The 15,533-nt window shown below is 33.3% G+C and carries 17 protein-coding genes and 3 riboswitches; of the genes, 13 read left to right on the top strand and 4 right to left on the bottom strand.

Annotated elements, in window-relative coordinates; genetic code table 11:
* Positions 1-12 precede the first annotated feature (12 nt).
* Genes fliE through flgB form a run of 3 tightly spaced genes read right to left on the bottom strand, consistent with a single transcriptional unit; the run spans position 13 to position 1,198 of the window.
* Complete coding sequence (gene fliE / locus ACYQ1E_RS13520; protein WP_459880454.1) at positions 13-330, bottom strand: flagellar hook-basal body complex protein FliE; 318 nt, start codon at positions 328-330, stop codon at positions 13-15.
* A gap of 26 nt (positions 331-356) precedes the next feature.
* Positions 357-797, bottom strand: a complete 441-nt coding sequence (flgC, locus tag ACYQ1E_RS13515; RefSeq protein ID WP_459880451.1) for a flagellar basal body rod protein FlgC — start codon at positions 795-797, stop codon at positions 357-359.
* Positions 797-1,198 carry a flagellar basal body rod protein FlgB gene (flgB, locus tag ACYQ1E_RS13510; RefSeq protein WP_459880448.1) on the bottom strand — a complete coding sequence of 134 codons (402 nt, stop codon included), beginning with the start codon at positions 1,196-1,198 and terminating at the stop codon, positions 797-799. The genes flgC and flgB overlap by 1 nt, the downstream gene beginning before the upstream one ends.
* Before the next feature lie 330 nt (positions 1,199-1,528).
* Here flgB and ACYQ1E_RS13505 point away from each other — a divergent pair, with 330 nt between their 5' ends.
* The 13 genes from ACYQ1E_RS13505 to ACYQ1E_RS13445 all read left to right on the top strand — a co-directional run bounded on the left by ACYQ1E_RS13505 (position 1,529) and on the right by ACYQ1E_RS13445 (position 12,573).
* Entirely contained in the window at positions 1,529-1,999 is a 471-nt protein-coding gene (locus tag ACYQ1E_RS13505; RefSeq protein ID WP_459880446.1) for a type II toxin-antitoxin system VapC family toxin, read from the top strand.
* On the top strand, positions 1,992-2,180 hold the full coding sequence (locus ACYQ1E_RS13500) for a hypothetical protein (protein WP_459880443.1): 189 nt from the start codon (positions 1,992-1,994) through the stop codon (positions 2,178-2,180). Before ACYQ1E_RS13505 ends, ACYQ1E_RS13500 begins: the two co-directional genes overlap by 8 nt.
* 412 nt (positions 2,181-2,592) lie before the next feature.
* Positions 2,593-3,186 carry an IMP cyclohydrolase gene (locus tag ACYQ1E_RS13495; RefSeq protein ID WP_459880440.1) on the top strand — a complete coding sequence of 198 codons (594 nt, stop codon included), beginning with the start codon at positions 2,593-2,595 and terminating at the stop codon, positions 3,184-3,186.
* Positions 3,187-3,314: 128 nt separating this feature from the next.
* Positions 3,315-4,925 (top strand): GTPase HflX, encoded by a 1,611-nt coding sequence (hflX, locus tag ACYQ1E_RS13490; RefSeq protein ID WP_459880437.1) that lies wholly within the window; start codon positions 3,315-3,317, stop codon positions 4,923-4,925.
* 24 nt (positions 4,926-4,949) lie between these two features.
* Positions 4,950-5,456: a D-glycero-beta-D-manno-heptose 1-phosphate adenylyltransferase gene (rfaE2, locus tag ACYQ1E_RS13485; RefSeq protein ID WP_459880435.1), complete on the top strand. Its 507-nt coding sequence runs from the start codon at positions 4,950-4,952 to the stop codon at positions 5,454-5,456.
* Between the two features lie 17 nt (positions 5,457-5,473).
* Positions 5,474-5,935 carry a universal stress protein gene (locus ACYQ1E_RS13480; RefSeq protein WP_459880432.1) on the top strand — a complete coding sequence of 154 codons (462 nt, stop codon included), beginning with the start codon at positions 5,474-5,476 and terminating at the stop codon, positions 5,933-5,935.
* A gap of 11 nt (positions 5,936-5,946) precedes the next feature.
* Positions 5,947-7,005, top strand: coding sequence for a type IV pilus assembly protein PilM (gene pilM / locus ACYQ1E_RS13475; protein WP_459880429.1), 1,059 nt, complete (start codon positions 5,947-5,949; stop codon positions 7,003-7,005).
* Between the two features lie 15 nt (positions 7,006-7,020).
* Positions 7,021-7,596 carry a PilN domain-containing protein gene (locus ACYQ1E_RS13470; protein WP_459880426.1) on the top strand — a complete coding sequence of 192 codons (576 nt, stop codon included), beginning with the start codon at positions 7,021-7,023 and terminating at the stop codon, positions 7,594-7,596.
* Complete coding sequence (locus ACYQ1E_RS13465) at positions 7,583-8,197, top strand: type IV pilus inner membrane component PilO (RefSeq protein WP_459880423.1); 615 nt, start codon at positions 7,583-7,585, stop codon at positions 8,195-8,197. Before ACYQ1E_RS13470 ends, ACYQ1E_RS13465 begins: the two co-directional genes overlap by 14 nt.
* Complete coding sequence (locus ACYQ1E_RS13460) at positions 8,197-8,700, top strand: pilus assembly protein PilP (RefSeq protein ID WP_459880420.1); 504 nt, start codon at positions 8,197-8,199, stop codon at positions 8,698-8,700. Before ACYQ1E_RS13465 ends, ACYQ1E_RS13460 begins: the two co-directional genes overlap by 1 nt.
* A 2-nt stretch (positions 8,701-8,702) precedes the next feature.
* Positions 8,703-10,721 carry a type IV pilus secretin PilQ gene (locus ACYQ1E_RS13455; RefSeq protein ID WP_459880417.1) on the top strand — a complete coding sequence of 673 codons (2,019 nt, stop codon included), beginning with the start codon at positions 8,703-8,705 and terminating at the stop codon, positions 10,719-10,721.
* A gap of 319 nt (positions 10,722-11,040) precedes the next feature.
* Positions 11,041-11,547, top strand: a complete 507-nt coding sequence (locus tag ACYQ1E_RS13450) for a DUF6160 family protein (protein WP_459880414.1) — start codon at positions 11,041-11,043, stop codon at positions 11,545-11,547.
* 110 nt (positions 11,548-11,657) lie between these two features.
* Positions 11,658-11,747, top strand: a riboswitch (cyclic di-GMP riboswitch).
* Between the two features lie 113 nt (positions 11,748-11,860).
* Positions 11,861-11,951, top strand: a riboswitch (cyclic di-GMP riboswitch).
* Positions 11,952-11,953: 2 nt separating this feature from the next.
* Positions 11,954-12,046: riboswitch (cyclic di-GMP riboswitch) on the top strand.
* 29 nt (positions 12,047-12,075) lie between these two features.
* Positions 12,076-12,573, top strand: a complete 498-nt coding sequence (locus ACYQ1E_RS13445; protein ID WP_459880411.1) for a DUF6160 family protein — start codon at positions 12,076-12,078, stop codon at positions 12,571-12,573.
* A 49-nt stretch (positions 12,574-12,622) separates the two neighbouring features.
* On the opposite strand, the gene ACYQ1E_RS13440 is transcribed toward ACYQ1E_RS13445, so the two are convergent.
* Entirely contained in the window at positions 12,623-15,532 is a 2,910-nt protein-coding gene (locus ACYQ1E_RS13440; RefSeq protein WP_459880409.1) for an outer membrane protein transport protein, read from the bottom strand.
* Between the last annotated feature and the right edge of the window lies 1 nt (position 15,533).

Genomic DNA, 15,533 nt, shown 5'->3' with positions numbered 1-15,533 from the left:
AGAAAATAATGGCTACATGGGCATGTTTATTAATTGCTTATATGCCTCTATCACCTTGTTTCTAACTGCAGATGTGAGTTTCATGGCAACATCTGCCTTTTGAAGGGCGATCATAACTTCATGGACATTCTCATTCTTTCCAACAGCAAATTCCTCTATCATCTTATCTTTTTGTATTTGTAAATCATTTACCTTTTTCAGAGAATCTTCTATTGTTGAACCAAATGATTTAGTCTGGCTAGAGGTGAGATTTTTTGTATTTTGAGTATATAAATCTTTATCCTGTAGCCCAGATAAATAAGCTGCTTGGGCAATTGACTTGATACTCATCCCCTACCTCCTCGCAAAAATTTTGTTTATCTTCCAATATCAATAGCCCTATTTAACATAGTCTTAATGGTGCTAATAGTTGAAAGGTTCGCCTCATAACTTCTAAGCGCAGTGAGCATATTCGCCATTTCTTCAATAACATTTACATCTGGATACAATACATACCCGTCTTTATCTGCATCTGGATGATTTGGATCATAAACCCTTTTAAAACGATCTTCCTCTTCTATCCTGTTGACCTTTACTCCCTTTACCTCTCTTTCTATCCTTGAAGCCATAAGATTATCAAAGGGCCATTTGAGTGGAGCTGCCCTGAAAATTACTGTCTTTCTTTTGTAAGGCCCGCCCTCTGGAGTCCTGGTGGTATTTATATTAGCAAGGTTCATAGAAATGACATTTAAATTGGTCCTTTGGGCACTTAAACCAGATGCTGCAATATCTAAAGCGGTCATGAAATTGAGTGGCATTATTTACCTCCTTCTGTAATTACTTGGTGTAACATATCAAATTCTTTCCTCATCAAGGTAGTAAGAGTATTATAAGCAAGGACATTTTTGGCCTGAATTGCCATTTCCTTGTCTAAATCCACAGCATCTTCGCCTTCTACTACCCTGATTTCTAATTCCTTATAAAAATCAGGCGTGGCAGTCATTTTATTAGGCATGTGTTTTGGGTTTGTCCTTGCGAGCCTCCCAGTTTCTTTTATTTGTAAGGCCTCTTGTAATTTTTCCTCAAAATCAATGCGACGTGCCTTATAATGGGGATTTTCTATATTTGCCAGATTACTGGCGACAATATTTTGACGAATTAACCTTAAATCCATTACCTTTTTCATGAGATCAATAGGTTCTTCAAATAACCCCTTCATGACAATCTCCTCAATTTTTGTTTGTCTAAATCTTTGACAAGCTGAAGTTATTTTGTAATAAGAATGCAACTTATATTCCAAGATAGGATAGAAAAGATATTGATAATAACACCATGATTTGACAAAATAGAAATTGGGGTTAATGGGTTTCATAGAAGTTCTAAGTTCTATGTTCTAGGTTCTAGGTTCTAGGTTCCTTAAACATTGAACGTTGAACGTTGAACATTGAACATTGAACAATTCAACCCTTTAATCCAAAATTAAGGCATAAATTAAATTTTTTCGTTGTATGTCCCACGGAGAGGATAATTGTTTAAGTAAGGAGCTTGCATGGAATCAATATATATAGAGACTTCCATAATCAGTTATTTGGCTGCACGTCCTAGCAGTAACCTTATTTCTGCGGCTCGTCAAAAAATTACATTTGATTGGTGGAACCAAGAAAAAGAAAAATACAAAACATATATTTCTGAATTAGTCATTGCGGAATGTTCACGTGGAGATAAAAATGCGGTAAAAAAGCGTTTAACTCTTGTGAGAAGTATTCCAGTGTTAGAAATTAATAATGATTGTATCGAATTGGCTGAGTTGTTTTTTGCTAAGACATCACTTCCAGAAAAAGCAAGAGATGATGTTTTGCATGTTGCCATAGCAACTTATTACAAAATGGACTTTTTGTTAACGTGGAATTGTCGTCATCTGGCAAATGCACATTTTATAAGAAAATTGCAGAAGATATCCCTTGAAGAGAATCTTGTGATTCCAACTATTTGTACACCACAGGAGATAATAAATGAATAACTACGCCAATAAAAAAATAAAAGACGATGTCTTACAGGAACTATGGGATGCAAAAGATTATTATTCTTTATCTTGCAACTCTAACTTTAGAGAGCTAGTTAAAAAAGTAAAGGAAGATATTAAAAAATTGGATGTGATGAATGAACATAATGAGATTGAAAAGGTGGAGCCTGAAGATTAGAATTGTTTTTCATGAGATCAATAGGTTCTTCAAATAACCCCTTCATGACAATCTCCTCAATTTTTGTTTGTCTAAATCTTTGACAAGCTGAAGTTATTTTGTAATAAAAATGCAACTTATATTCCAAGATAGGATAGAAAAGATAGTTGATAATAACACCATGATTTGACAAAATAGAAATTGGGGTTAATGGGTTTCATAGAAGTTCTAAGTTCTATGTTCTATGTTCTAGGTTCGTTAAACATTGAACATTGAACGTTGAACATTGAACATTGAACGTTGAACATTGAACATTGAACGTTGAACATTGAACAATTTAACCCAAAATTAAGGCATAAATTAAATTTTTTGGTTGTATGTCCGACTAAAATTTAATCATATGCAATATTCGCATGGAAAAAGGAGTTTAGTTATGGAATTTTTAAAGATTAAAAGGGCGCTTATTAGTGTTACAGACAAATCCAATTTAGTAGAGTTTGCTAATTTTTTGATGCAAGGGGGGGTGGAAATCATATCCACTGGAGGAACTAAAAAAAAATTAGAGCAAGCAGGAATCAAGGTAACTTCAGTTAGTGATGTGACAAAATTTCCAGAAATTTTAAATGGCAGAGTAAAGACCCTCCATCCCCATATCCATGCAGGAATTTTGGCAGACAAGGAAAACAGCAAACACATGGAAACCTTAGAAAAATTAAATATTAAATCCTTTGATCTCATCTGTGTGAATCTGTATAATTTTGAAGGTGCCTTAAAGCAAGGGCTCAAAGGAAAAGACTTAATTGAACAAATAGACATTGGAGGACCTACCCTACTTCGTGCTGCTGCAAAAAATTACTTTAGTGTTGCAGTTGTTCCTGACACCACCTTTTATAAAGAAATAATTGATGAATTAAAAAATAATGACTTTTCCATCTCACTTAAATTAAGAAAAAAAATGGCGGCAAAGACGTTTTATATAACATCTAACTATGACAAGATGATCTATGAGTCCCTATCAAAGGAATAAAAAGGTAAACTCATTAAAGAAGGAGAGCCCAAGACTTTTGTAAAAAATTTTTTTAAACACTTAAACTCAAAGGAGGTGGAGCTATAGGATTTAAAATCTATGGAAATGATACAGGACTTCCAAAGGGATTGATTAAAAGAATCCAAAAACTTTATAAAAGAAAGTACCCAGAAGACCTTCCTTATACAAAAGAACAGGCTTGGGAACTTGCCGAACTCACCTTTGAGACCAAGAAACAGATTGGTCTTTTAATAGATAGAAAGGGTCTTGTTTTAAAGGTTATACTTGGAGACCATGAAAAGATAGTTATTCCTGAGTTGGGCAGGATAAGGGTTAAAAGTGGTAGGTTAAAAGGAATAAGACTCTTGCACACCCACAGGGGCAAGACCCCTTTAACTCAAGATGACTTAATGGATCTTATTTTTTTAAGGTTAGATAATATTGGAGTTTTAATGGTAGGAGAACAAGGTAATCCTGAAAAATTCCAGTGGGCCCATATTCTTCCTTCTAACCACGAAAATAAGCCATATTATCTTTCAGAAATTCTGCCCTGGGATACTGACAAGATAAATCTCAAAGGGGCAATACAGGCAATTGAAGAAGAACTTTCAAGGAATATAGAGAAGGGAGTATTATCAAAAAATAAAGAAAAAGCCCTGTTAGTGAGCGTGGATACGACTTCTAAAGAGATCCAGGAAAAATCTTTAAAGGAATTGGCTGAACTCGCAAAAACTGCAGGAGTTGAAGTGTGTGGCAGGCTTATTCAGAGGGTCAAATCTATAAATCCACAATTTATAATTGGTAAGGGAAAACTTGCAGAACTCGAGGTCTTATGTCTTCAGACAGATGCAAATATCTTAATCTTTGACAGAGAACTTACTCCCTCACAGATTAATAATCTGGCTAAACTCACTGAAAGAAAAATATTAGACAGGACACAGCTTATACTGGATATCTTTGCCCAACATGCAAAAAGTAAGGCAGGGAAATTTCAGGTGGAGTTGGCTCAACTTGAGTATACTCTGCCCAGATTAATTGGGAAAAATAGGGCTATGAGCAGACTTACTGGTGGAATTGGCGGCAGAGGACCAGGAGAGACAAAACTTGAGATGGATAGAAGAAGAATTCGAGAAAGAAGGACAAAATTAAAAAAAGAATTGAACAAGATTAAGACCCAGCGTGCTCATAAAAGGCTCAGACGACAAAAGGCGGGATTACCAATAGTCTCTTTAGTTGGTTATACAAATGTTGGAAAATCTACCTTATTAAATGTACTCACAAGAAGTGATATATATACTGCGAACAAACTTTTTGCCACATTGGATCCCACTTCTAGAAGGATTCGCTTTCCTAATGAAAAAGAGGTTATAATCACAGATACAGTTGGATTTGTTAAATACATGCCTCAAAAACTCAAAGAAGCCTTTATGGCCACATTAGAAGAGTTGAATATAGCGGATGTGATTCTACATGTGGCCGATGCATCACATGAGAATGTAGAAGAACAAATCTCAGCAGTTAGAGAGATATTAACTGAAATGAAACTTATGGATATTCCAGAAATCCTGGTTTTAAACAAAATAGATCAAATTGGTGAGGAAGATAAAGAAAGATTGAAACATATGTTTCCTGAAGGTATTTTCATTTCTGCACTTACCAGGGAGAATCTTGATATTTTGGTAGATAAAATCTCCAGAACATTGCCAATAAAAAGAAATTTTGCTGAAAATAAATATTGACAAAAAAGAGTTTATATTATTGACATGGATAAGTTGAATCCTTTAATATCCAAAATAAAGTCACTCGAAGAATTCCTTGTAATAAAAAATAACACTTTAAAAAATAAACAATTAGTATTCACCAATGGATGTTTTGACATATTGCATCGGGGACATATAGTATATCTACAAGAAGCCAAAACTTTTGGGGATGTTTTGGTAATTGGATTAAATAGTGATAGCTCTGTAAAAAAACTAAAAGGAGAAAATAGACCCATTAACAAAGAAATGGACAGGGCAATTTGTCTAGCAGCTTTAGAAGCAGTAGATTATGTAATCATATTTAATGAAGAGACCCCTTATAAACTAATAAAAAATATACGTCCCCATGTATTAATTAAAGGGGGAGATTGGAAAGAAGAGCAAATTGTGGGATATGATATTGTTAAAAGCTATGGAGGAAAAGTAATAAGTTCCAATTTTTTGTCAAATTACTCCACCACTAAAATTATACAGAGAATAGTTAATAGGTTTTGTAAAAATAAAACTTAGTAAACCTGGAGGCAATTATGGAAAAAAAAGAAATAAAAAAAATATTATGTGCAGTAGATTTTGCTGAATATTCAAAAGAGTTGGTCAGGTATGCCTACACACTACAGGAGGCCTTTGACGCTGATTTACATATTATCTATGTTGCTCCTACTCTATCACAATATGTGGGTTTTCAAATATCCCCAAGTTCAATTGAAAATTTTGTAGGGGAGATTATCCAGGGTGCAGAAGAGACCATGGGGAAATTCATTAAGGAAAATTTTCCTGATAACCCAAAGGTTTTTGGAAAGGTAATAACTGGCTATGCAGCAGAAGAAATAATTAACTATGCAAAAGAAAATAATATAGATTTAATTGTAATGGGAACACACGGTAGAAAAGGTATAGATAGAATTCTTTTTGGCTCTGTTGCTGAAAAGGTAGTTAAAAGTTCTGATGTTCCGGTTCTTACCATAAGACCCAAAAAACAAAAAAGTTAGGGGCAAATTTCATGGGTCTGTTTCAAATATCTGCAAAAAAGGTTGGTGTTGGTCTTGATCTCGGGAATAGGTGGATAAAAACTGTTAGATTATTAAAAGATGGAAAAAGGTTGAAGCTTAGCAGAGTAGGACGAACATTTTTAAAAAAAGAAGATTTAGAAGATAAAAATAAATTAAGAGAAAAAATGAAAAGATTTTTAAATTCTTTATTAATTAAAGATAGAGAAGTAAGTCTTTCCTTAGCAGGACATTCTGTTATAATTAAAAGACTTAAATTACCTAAAACAGAACAAAAAAAAGAAAAATTAGAAGAAACAATAAAAAAACATGCAAAAGAACACATACCCTTTGATATAGAAAATGTATTCATGGACTACTTTATCTTAACTCCAGAAGGGGACACTGAAGATATAGAATATTTCTTAGTTGCAAGTAAGAAAAATGTAGTGAATGAATTAAAAGATTTCATAGAAAGCGCAAATTTCAGGATAGAAGGAATAGATGTTGAAGGGTTTGCCTTATGCAATTGTTTTGAGTATAATTATCCTGAATTCATTACTGATACTGCATATCTTTTGGACATAGGAAGCGTTAATTCAGTCTTTTGTGTATATTCAAAAGGCAGTCCCTTGCTTATAAGGGATTTAAGTCTAGGAGGGGATCAGATAACTAATGTAGTAAAAGAGGTATTAAATGCAAATTTTTCTGAATGTGAAAAAATAAAAATAAATGGATTTAAAGCAGTTGCTCCAAAAGAGAAAATTTTAATATATCAAAAAATGGAAGTGCTATATCTTAATTGGATAGATGAAATCCAGAAAATATTATATTTTTATACATCAAATAACCCAGAAGCTAAAGAAATTGGAAATATTTATCTATCTGGCGGAGGGGCTTTAGCTCCTAAATTAAAAGAAGTAATGGAAGAACATCTAGAAAAAAATATTGATCTCCTCAATCCTTTTAGAAAAATAGAAATACCAATTAGCAATTTTGATGTGGAATATCTAAAAGCAACAGGACCACAATTTGCTATTGCTACTGGTCTGGCTCTTAGAAATTTTATATAATAAGGTAGAAGGTAGATGATAAAAATTAATTTATATCCTTATAAAAAGACAAAAAGAGGTATTTCTATTGAATTTGAGGTCGGAATATATGTTTTTATCTTGCTATTTATAACTATATTATTATATTTCCTAAATATGAGACTCAATAATCATATCAATCAACTGGCTAATATAAAAGCTCAGAAACAAAATATAAATAAATTATTAAACAAAAAAGTTAAAATTGTAAATAATTATAAAAAACAATTAAAAGAATTAAATTATAAAATAAAAATAATAAAACGAATAAGAAAGAGTCAGAATATGCCTGTTATTTATCTAAATGAACTAGTTACAAATTTCATAGAAGACAAATTATGGTTTACCAGATTAAAATTATCTTCTAAAAAAAATATAGAGCTATCAGGAGTGGCCCTGGATAACCAGATACTGGCTCACTACATAAGAAATTTGAGACACTCAAAGTACACAAAGGAAGTATATTTAAAACAGGCTGCAAAAAGGAAACTAATGGGTTATAATCTAGTAGCATTTAGTTTTAAATTAGTAACCAAAAAATCATGGACTAAAGAAAACAATGAAAGCAGGTGAACTTATTGAAAACATAGAAAAATATCCAAGAAAGTACAGGATAATTGTATTCCTCCTTATAATCTTGTTAGTGACAGGGGGTTATTGGTATTTTATTTTTAATCCAAAAAAAAATCAGATAAAGTCATTGGAAAAAGACATTGAAGAGTTAAATAGACAAATAGCATTAAAGAGAAAAAAAATAGCTCAATTTAAGAAACTTGAGATAAATGTTAAAGAGAAACAAAGAATTTTCTATTACGCAAAAAAACTCCTTCCAGATACTACAGTTGAAATAGAAAATTTGTTGGCAAATATAGAAACCCTCGGAAATGATGTTGGAGTTGAATTTCTCTTGTTTAAACCTGGCTCTGAGACTCGATCGGACTTTTATGCAAAAAGACGTCTTACACTCAAAATTAGGGGTTATTTCCCGAACCTTATGTTATTTTTTTCCCATATATCCAATTTAAATAGATTAGTCACTCTTGATTCTGTTTCTTTTATCCCAAATAAAAACCACATGGTTACAGCTAATTGTAAGTTATCTATTTATAGATCTTTAACTGAACAAGAACTAAAAGCAATAAAGCAAAAAAAGCGGAAAACAAGGAAGCGGTAATGAGAAGACATCTAGTTTTTCTTATAGTGACAATAACTACTTTATTCATAGCCTTTTTTACTTTTGGTCAAGCTTCTTTAAAGGATAATTCCACCCAAAAAAAAGAAGTGCCTGAATGGATATATCCAGCTCCTTTTAAATACGACGCAAAAAATCTTCCAGATCCCTTTGTTCCCTTTGTAAAAATTAAGAAAGAAGGGTCTATAACGAAGAAAAGGCAGGTTAAGAGCCTTGGACCATTACAAAAAATAGATCCAACTCAGTTAAAGTTGATTGGTATAACTTATTCAAAGAACAGAAAGATTCAACCAATGGCACTTGTAGAGCTTCCTGACAAAAAAGCGTATGTATTAGAAATAGGAACGTATGTAGGCCAGAATGGAGGATATGTTAAGAATATTTCTAAAGATAAAGTCACTATTGTAGAACCCACCTTTAATATTTTTGGAGAAAAAAGTTATAAAGAAATTATTTTGAAATTACACAAGAAAGAGGGAGAATAGAGATGAAGAATTTCTTTTTACAATTATTTGTAATAATTGTTGTTCTATCCTCATATTTTTCTTATGCAAAAGATATTGATATAACTGTTATCAATGGCCGAAATAAGATAGATATAAATTTGAATCAAAATCAGACTTTTGATGTTAAGTATAATTATCCACTATTTTCAATAACATTTTTTCCTGGATTTAAAAATTTAGATAAGCCAGTTATTCCATTAAGTAGTATATTAGAAAAAATAAATTTTGTCCATAGCAATGGAGAAATCAAATCTATTAATTTTTATTTAAAAAACAAAATACAATATTTAGTTTCTAGGGAAAAAAATAGATTAAATATAATTTTAATTAAGAAGAAAGATAAAAGTAAGAAAATTATTCTTCAAGACCTGAAATTTACAAAAGACGAAAATAACAACTTATACATCAAATTACAATTTCCTCACAGAGTAGATTATACTTTAAAAAGTTCAAAAGACTACTCATTAGATATTTTACTACCAAAAGCATATTTCCCTGACTCCTTTGTAAAAATATATGATTTAGAAGAATTCAAATCATGTATTAAAAATATATTTCTGAAGAATAGTCCAAAGGGAGGGATAGTTCATCTGTGTTTTTTTAAGAGACAACCTATAAATATATCAAACAATTCAAGATATTTTTTGATAACTGTACCGCCATTAAAATTGCTTCAGCCAGAGGCTCAATCTAGAAAAAAAGATATTACAACTCAAAAAATGGCCATAGATGAGGAAGAAGGTACCTTATTCCCAGGAATGAAGAAAAAATATAAAGGGGAATTAATCAGTATTGATTTGCAAAATGCCGACATAAAACACGTTCTCAGGCTTTTGGCCAAGGTAGGTGGGTTTAATATAATCTTTGATGAAAATGTAAAGGGGAATATAACCCTACAATTACAAAATGTGCCCTGGGATCAAATATTGGATTTGGTATTATTACAAAAGAATCTTGGAATGGTTAAACATGGGAATATAATAAGAGTTGCACCAATATCCAAAATACAAAAGGAACAAGAACTTGTCAGAAGAGCAATGGAACAAAAGCGACAACTGGAACCACTTATAACAAAATATTTAAAAGTAAATTACACAACTGCTGCAGAAGTTTCTCCAAAACTGGAAAAATTTCTCACAAAAAGGGGTTCAATTAGCTATGATACACGGACCAACCAATTAATAGTGTGCGACACTAAAGAAGTGGTGGGAAAAATAGAGAGGGTCCTTAAAAGACTCGATCAACCAGAGAGACAGGTACTTATAGAGGCACGGGTGGTCTATGCAACAGAATCCTTTCAAAGGGGATTAGGGATTAAATGGGGGGGAGGATTTAATACAGGGGCCTCCTACGGAGGGCCACAATTTGACATTGGTCTGTATGGAACCCAGGGAGACACAACCGCAACTTCATCAGTATCTCCCAGTGGCTTTGCCATAAATTTACCAAATGAGGCTGGAACAACCCTTGGGATTGGTGGCTATATATCCAAAATTTCAGGATCTACGCTTTTTACCCTAGATGCTCAATTATCATTAGGAGAGAGTCAAGGAGAAGTTAATACTATTTCCTCTCCAAGAATAGTGACCTTGAATAACCAACAGGCAGAGGTTATGCAAGGTACTAAAATAGCAACAAAAACTGAATCAGAAAGTGGTGGTACCACAACTCAATATCAAGATGCACTATTAAAACTTTCAGTTATACCTCATATAACACCAGATAACAATCTGATTTTAGATATAACCATATCTGACGATAGCCCTGTTGGTGGTGGAGAAGACATTGAAACAAAGTCTGCTAAGACAAAACTCATGGTAAAGGATGGAGAAACCATAGTAATAGGAGGAGTACAGAGATTAAGTGAATCCAGACAGCAGGAAAGGGTACCATTTTTAGCAAAAATCCCCATTGTTGGAAATGTATTTAAAAATAAATACAAAAGTCGAGAAAAAAGGGAATTATTGATATTTATCAGACCAAAAATTCTTGAAGATTAAAATATAAGATTATTTGAGCCAATTATAAAACCACTATCTAAGCAGATATAGATATAACAGAAAAGATAAAAATGGAATTTATAGTCATCCCTATAATTTAATATAAAGCGTATGATTATGATATTGTTTTTTAAAATTTTTTATCTATTTTTTCCTTTAACACTTCCCTTTTTCTCGTTCCTAATTATATCTAATCCTGCGGGATATTATAATTATATTCATATTGACACAAGTTTTTTTTGGTTGTAAGTTGTAAACAATGTTTTTTAGAACAATCAAAGGCTATAATTTTTATAGTCTTTTAGAGAGGAGGTATAACATGAGAATTAATAAATTTGTACGCTTTTTTTGTATTTTAATTGCGATTTTGTCAGTACCCTGTTTTGCTGGTGCTAAAATGCACGTTATTAGCGATAAACATATGGGTTCAATCAGTGGGCAGACAGGAATCCAGCTCTTATTTTATAATGCAGGAATTAAAATGAATGCTGATAACCTATATTATGGTGATGAAGATGGTGTTAATGATCAGAAACCTGCCTATTTAACTCTTTGCAATGTGGGGTTAGAAGGAGAAATCTATTCATCAACTCCTCTTAAAATTGACCTTGGAGTAGCTGGTGATTTCTTTAATCCATCTCAAAAAATTGAGAATGTAATGATTCAACTCCAAGATATGACCTTGCATATCAACAATTTCAGGATAGACGCCATAAAAGTAGGGCCTGAAGTCGGCGAAGGAAAAAGCTTTGGTTCTTATGGCACGGGACATATGCATATTGAAATAACAGGAAATCCTTTTCTGATTATTAGAGATAAAAATTAATGGGATTACTTGTTCATTTTTTAGTTCTTGACTTAATATTGTTTTGAATAAATAATTTGAACAGAGTTCTTTGACAATTTTCAAGGGCCGTGTCCTTTGGGGTTTTGGGAGATTTTAAAAGCCAAACCTGGGGTAACTCAGGGACGGAAAGCCACGGGCCCAGCACTTAATTAAAGGTGTTGGGTAGCCGGGTTGCCCACTTCCTGTAGGCCAAACCAGGGGTAACCCTGGGACGGAAAGCCACGGGCCCAATACATAGCTTTAATGTATTGGGTAGCCGGGTTGCCTACAGCGAACCTACAGATTTAAACCAAAAAACTTCAGCCAAACCATGGGCAACCATGGGACGGAAAGCCACGGGCCCAATACATAGCTTTAATGTATTGGGTAGCCGGGCTGCCTCCTATTAGGAGCTTGCCAAACCAGGGGTAACCCTGGGACGGAAAGCCTACGGACCCAGTATTTTTAAAATAAAATACTGGGTGGCCGGGTTGCCTGTAGGTTTGTGCTGTAGACAGGAGGTGGAATATGAGAAAAAAAATATATACATATATATTCAGCCTTTTAATTATTATTTTGTTAGTGCCCAGTTTTGCTGCAGCAAAACTGATTGCTATTAGCGAAAGAAACATGGAATCAATTATTGGTCAGGCTGGAATCCAGATAGCATTCAACAATGCGGGTATAAAAATGAGTGCTGAGACCCTCTATTATGGCGATGAAGATGGTATCGACGGTGGTGGACCTGCTTATTTGAGTCTTTGCGATGTAAATATGGATGCAGAAATCCATTCATCTACTCCCCTTAGAATTGATGTGGGAATAGTGGATAACCCATTTAATCCAGGTCAAAAAATCGAGAGTGTGATGATGCAGATATGTGTTCTTACCCTGGATATCCATAATTTTAGCATAGGAGCCATAAGGGTGGGATCCGCAGTTGGTGAAGGCAAGAGCTTTGGTTCTTTTGGAATCAAAAATATGGACATAGAAGTCACGGGGAATATTATGATATGGGCACATTAGAAATCACCAGATCCAAACATTGGGACACCGGCCCTTGAAAATTGAAACATCACTTATCTAAGTGCACAATAATTTTCCATGAATTGTTGACCCTTTCCCAGCAAAGGAGTACTTCCTTTTCCTCTTCTTTATCAGCATATTTATAAATCATTTTGATCTCAGTAGTCCACCTCTGATTTTGATGTTGGATATATATGTCTCTCACTTCAACCTCTTTTAACTTTTTGTCATTATAAAGAGAGAATAAGGTTTTAATACCTATTCCCTTATTTGTCACAACATAAGGAGCATACAATTTAGTCTGCTTGTTTAAATTAGACATTTTTTGTAGTTCTATCCATTTAATAAAGGTGTCAAAAAGTTTTTCAAATCTTTTGTCTTTTAATGGTCTAAACTGATGATTTATTATCTTTAATCCCTCTTTTGTGTCCTCTATTATTAATGTGGTAATACCTAAATCTTTATAGCCCTTCTGAGATATATATTTCTGGATAAATTCAACTAAATATCCCCTATTTGCTTTTTTAATATTTATATTAGCAATATAGATATTTTTTGGATAGTCTCTGGCCCACAATTTTTTATAGTAATTTAAAATATTCGACCTTCCAATTAATTTTCTTTTGACCGCATATGGTGAATAGAATTTGATAAAATCTTTTAAATTATGAGCCTTCCATGAGTTTTTCCATTTATAAACAAAGTTTTTTATTTTATCTTCATTTATCTGGTGATTAACTGGGACATATTTTGCTTTTAATTTATGTAAATCTAACTTTTTCCAGTAGTGATATAAAATTTTAAAGGAATCATCTATTTTTTCTATATAAAGAGTCGTGATACCAGTATCTTTGTATCCCTTTTTTGCTTCATATTTTTGAATAAATTCTACCCAATATCCTCTTTTATTTTTCTTTATATGTAAATTACTTATGGATATTTTATCTGGTTTGTTTTTTGACCATAACCTTTTATACCAGTTATAAATAGCTTTTCTACCTATTAAATTACCTTTTATAGCATATGGTGCATAGAAGGATATAAATTTATCTAGCTCAGCTCTTTTCCAGCATGTAATGAAATTGTTAATTAAGTCTTTTATTTGTTCTTCAGATTTTATAATTTTTTTTGGTATTTTTACAACTAAATCTTGTTTTTCAATATTCTCTGTTTTATTAGTTTCAGTTTCCTGATGCAATTTTTGTATTTTTGAAAACTTCTTTACTTTTTCAATATAAACTTGTTTTTCCCCTTTTTTCTTAGCTTTAAAAAACATCAACATAGATCCTGCTTTTTTCAATATTGTTCTTTGTTCATGATTTAACTCTTTTAAGGTTTCGAATGGCATTGTAGCAGATAATGATAACATATAGACTTCAGTATCTTGTTCATAGTCCATTCCAGCATAGGGATTGTATACAACATCTGTAAATATATTGGAATTTAAGTTTTTACTGGAATTGTCTGGTACTTTATATCCTTTATTAAATATATAAGCACCGCCAACATCAAGAGTAATTTTTTTTGGGAGTTTAATAGAGGCTCCTACACCAAAAAAGTGGAGGTCTGGTAAAGCATATAACAGGTCAAAATGATTATCTCTAACCGGAGTTTCCCTCCATTCATATCCTGCCCTGAGGGTTATTTTATCATTTAATAGGTATTCAAAACCAACCGCCCAATCCAATGTATCTTTGAAGTCTCTCTTTAGGATTAAATTATAGTTTCCACCCAAGTATCCACTTATTTTGGCTACCCTAAAAAGTTGTAAGGCCTTATCAAATCTGAAATTATCTTGATCCAGGACTGACCAATTTGTCCATTTCACATCAAACATTAAATTTAGCCTTTGAAAAAGGGTAAGTTTTATTCCTGCCTGGACCCTTTGAGGGAATTCTATTTCAGTTGTAAGTCTTCCACGTTCTGAGGGTACTGAGTGTATTGGAAGATCCAGCATTCCAGCTGTTGATACCAGAAGAGGAGAGCTGCCAAACCAATCTATCATTTGTTGCCAGTTCTTAGAATATTTTATTATATATTTCCCCCTTAACTGAACTTTGATGGGGCTTTGATAACATACGCCGAGACTGAGCCATTTATAAGGGGACCACAAAATTCCAATGTTGTAATTAGGACTATAATCATCTCTCAGTCTTATATTAAGTGAAGCCATTTTGTCATAAGGCCCTACACCACCGTAAAACCATGGTTGTGGGAGAGTGAGTTCAGTCATTACAGGGATTTCAAGGCCTTCAGTTGCATTGGCAAGGACTCTTGTAAGGGATACCAGTTCATTAGGTGCCCTCATGTCTACCTGGGCGCCCATGGCAGTTTGACCAAGCCCTACAGAGAGACCAATGGATAAATTATCTTTGATTTGATAGCTAACAGATGGTGCTGCATAAATTAGGTGTTGCTGATATACTTCCCAGCCACCCCATCTAACTGGATCATTCCTATGTCCGTGGATGAGTCCCACAGCAAAGGGAGGATAGCTGCCTATTGCAAATGACCATTTTGATCCAGGTGGTTTGTAAGCAATTCCAGCAGATGGACCAATTAAAAAGTTTATTGGTTGATTTATTATGGGTAGGAACATTTTACCGCTGGTATTTGTTCCCTCTGCATGTCCATTTTTATCAAGGATGGGATCATCTTTAAATCCGCCAAATATACCTGGCCAGTCAGGATTTCTATCGAACTTTGATGTCTTTTTTATGTAAGGAAGGGTCAGACCAAAGTAAAACCATTTATCAGGTTTTAGCAAAGAAAGACCTGCGGGGTTATAATGAATGGACATTATTCCTGGCGGATTAGCAGTGACTGCATTTGCAAGGGAAACAGCCTTAGTGCTTATAGCTAATTGTTCATGAAAGGCACAAAAACCTTTGATAGAAAAGAAAAAAACAAATATTGAACTCAGTAGATGGATTAAAAATAATTTACCACAATTGCTCATT

It is taken from the genome of Desulfothermus naphthae, assembly GCF_054657475.1.
Note: the sequence above shows the minus strand (reverse complement) of the source record. Positions and strands in the feature narration are given on the sequence as shown.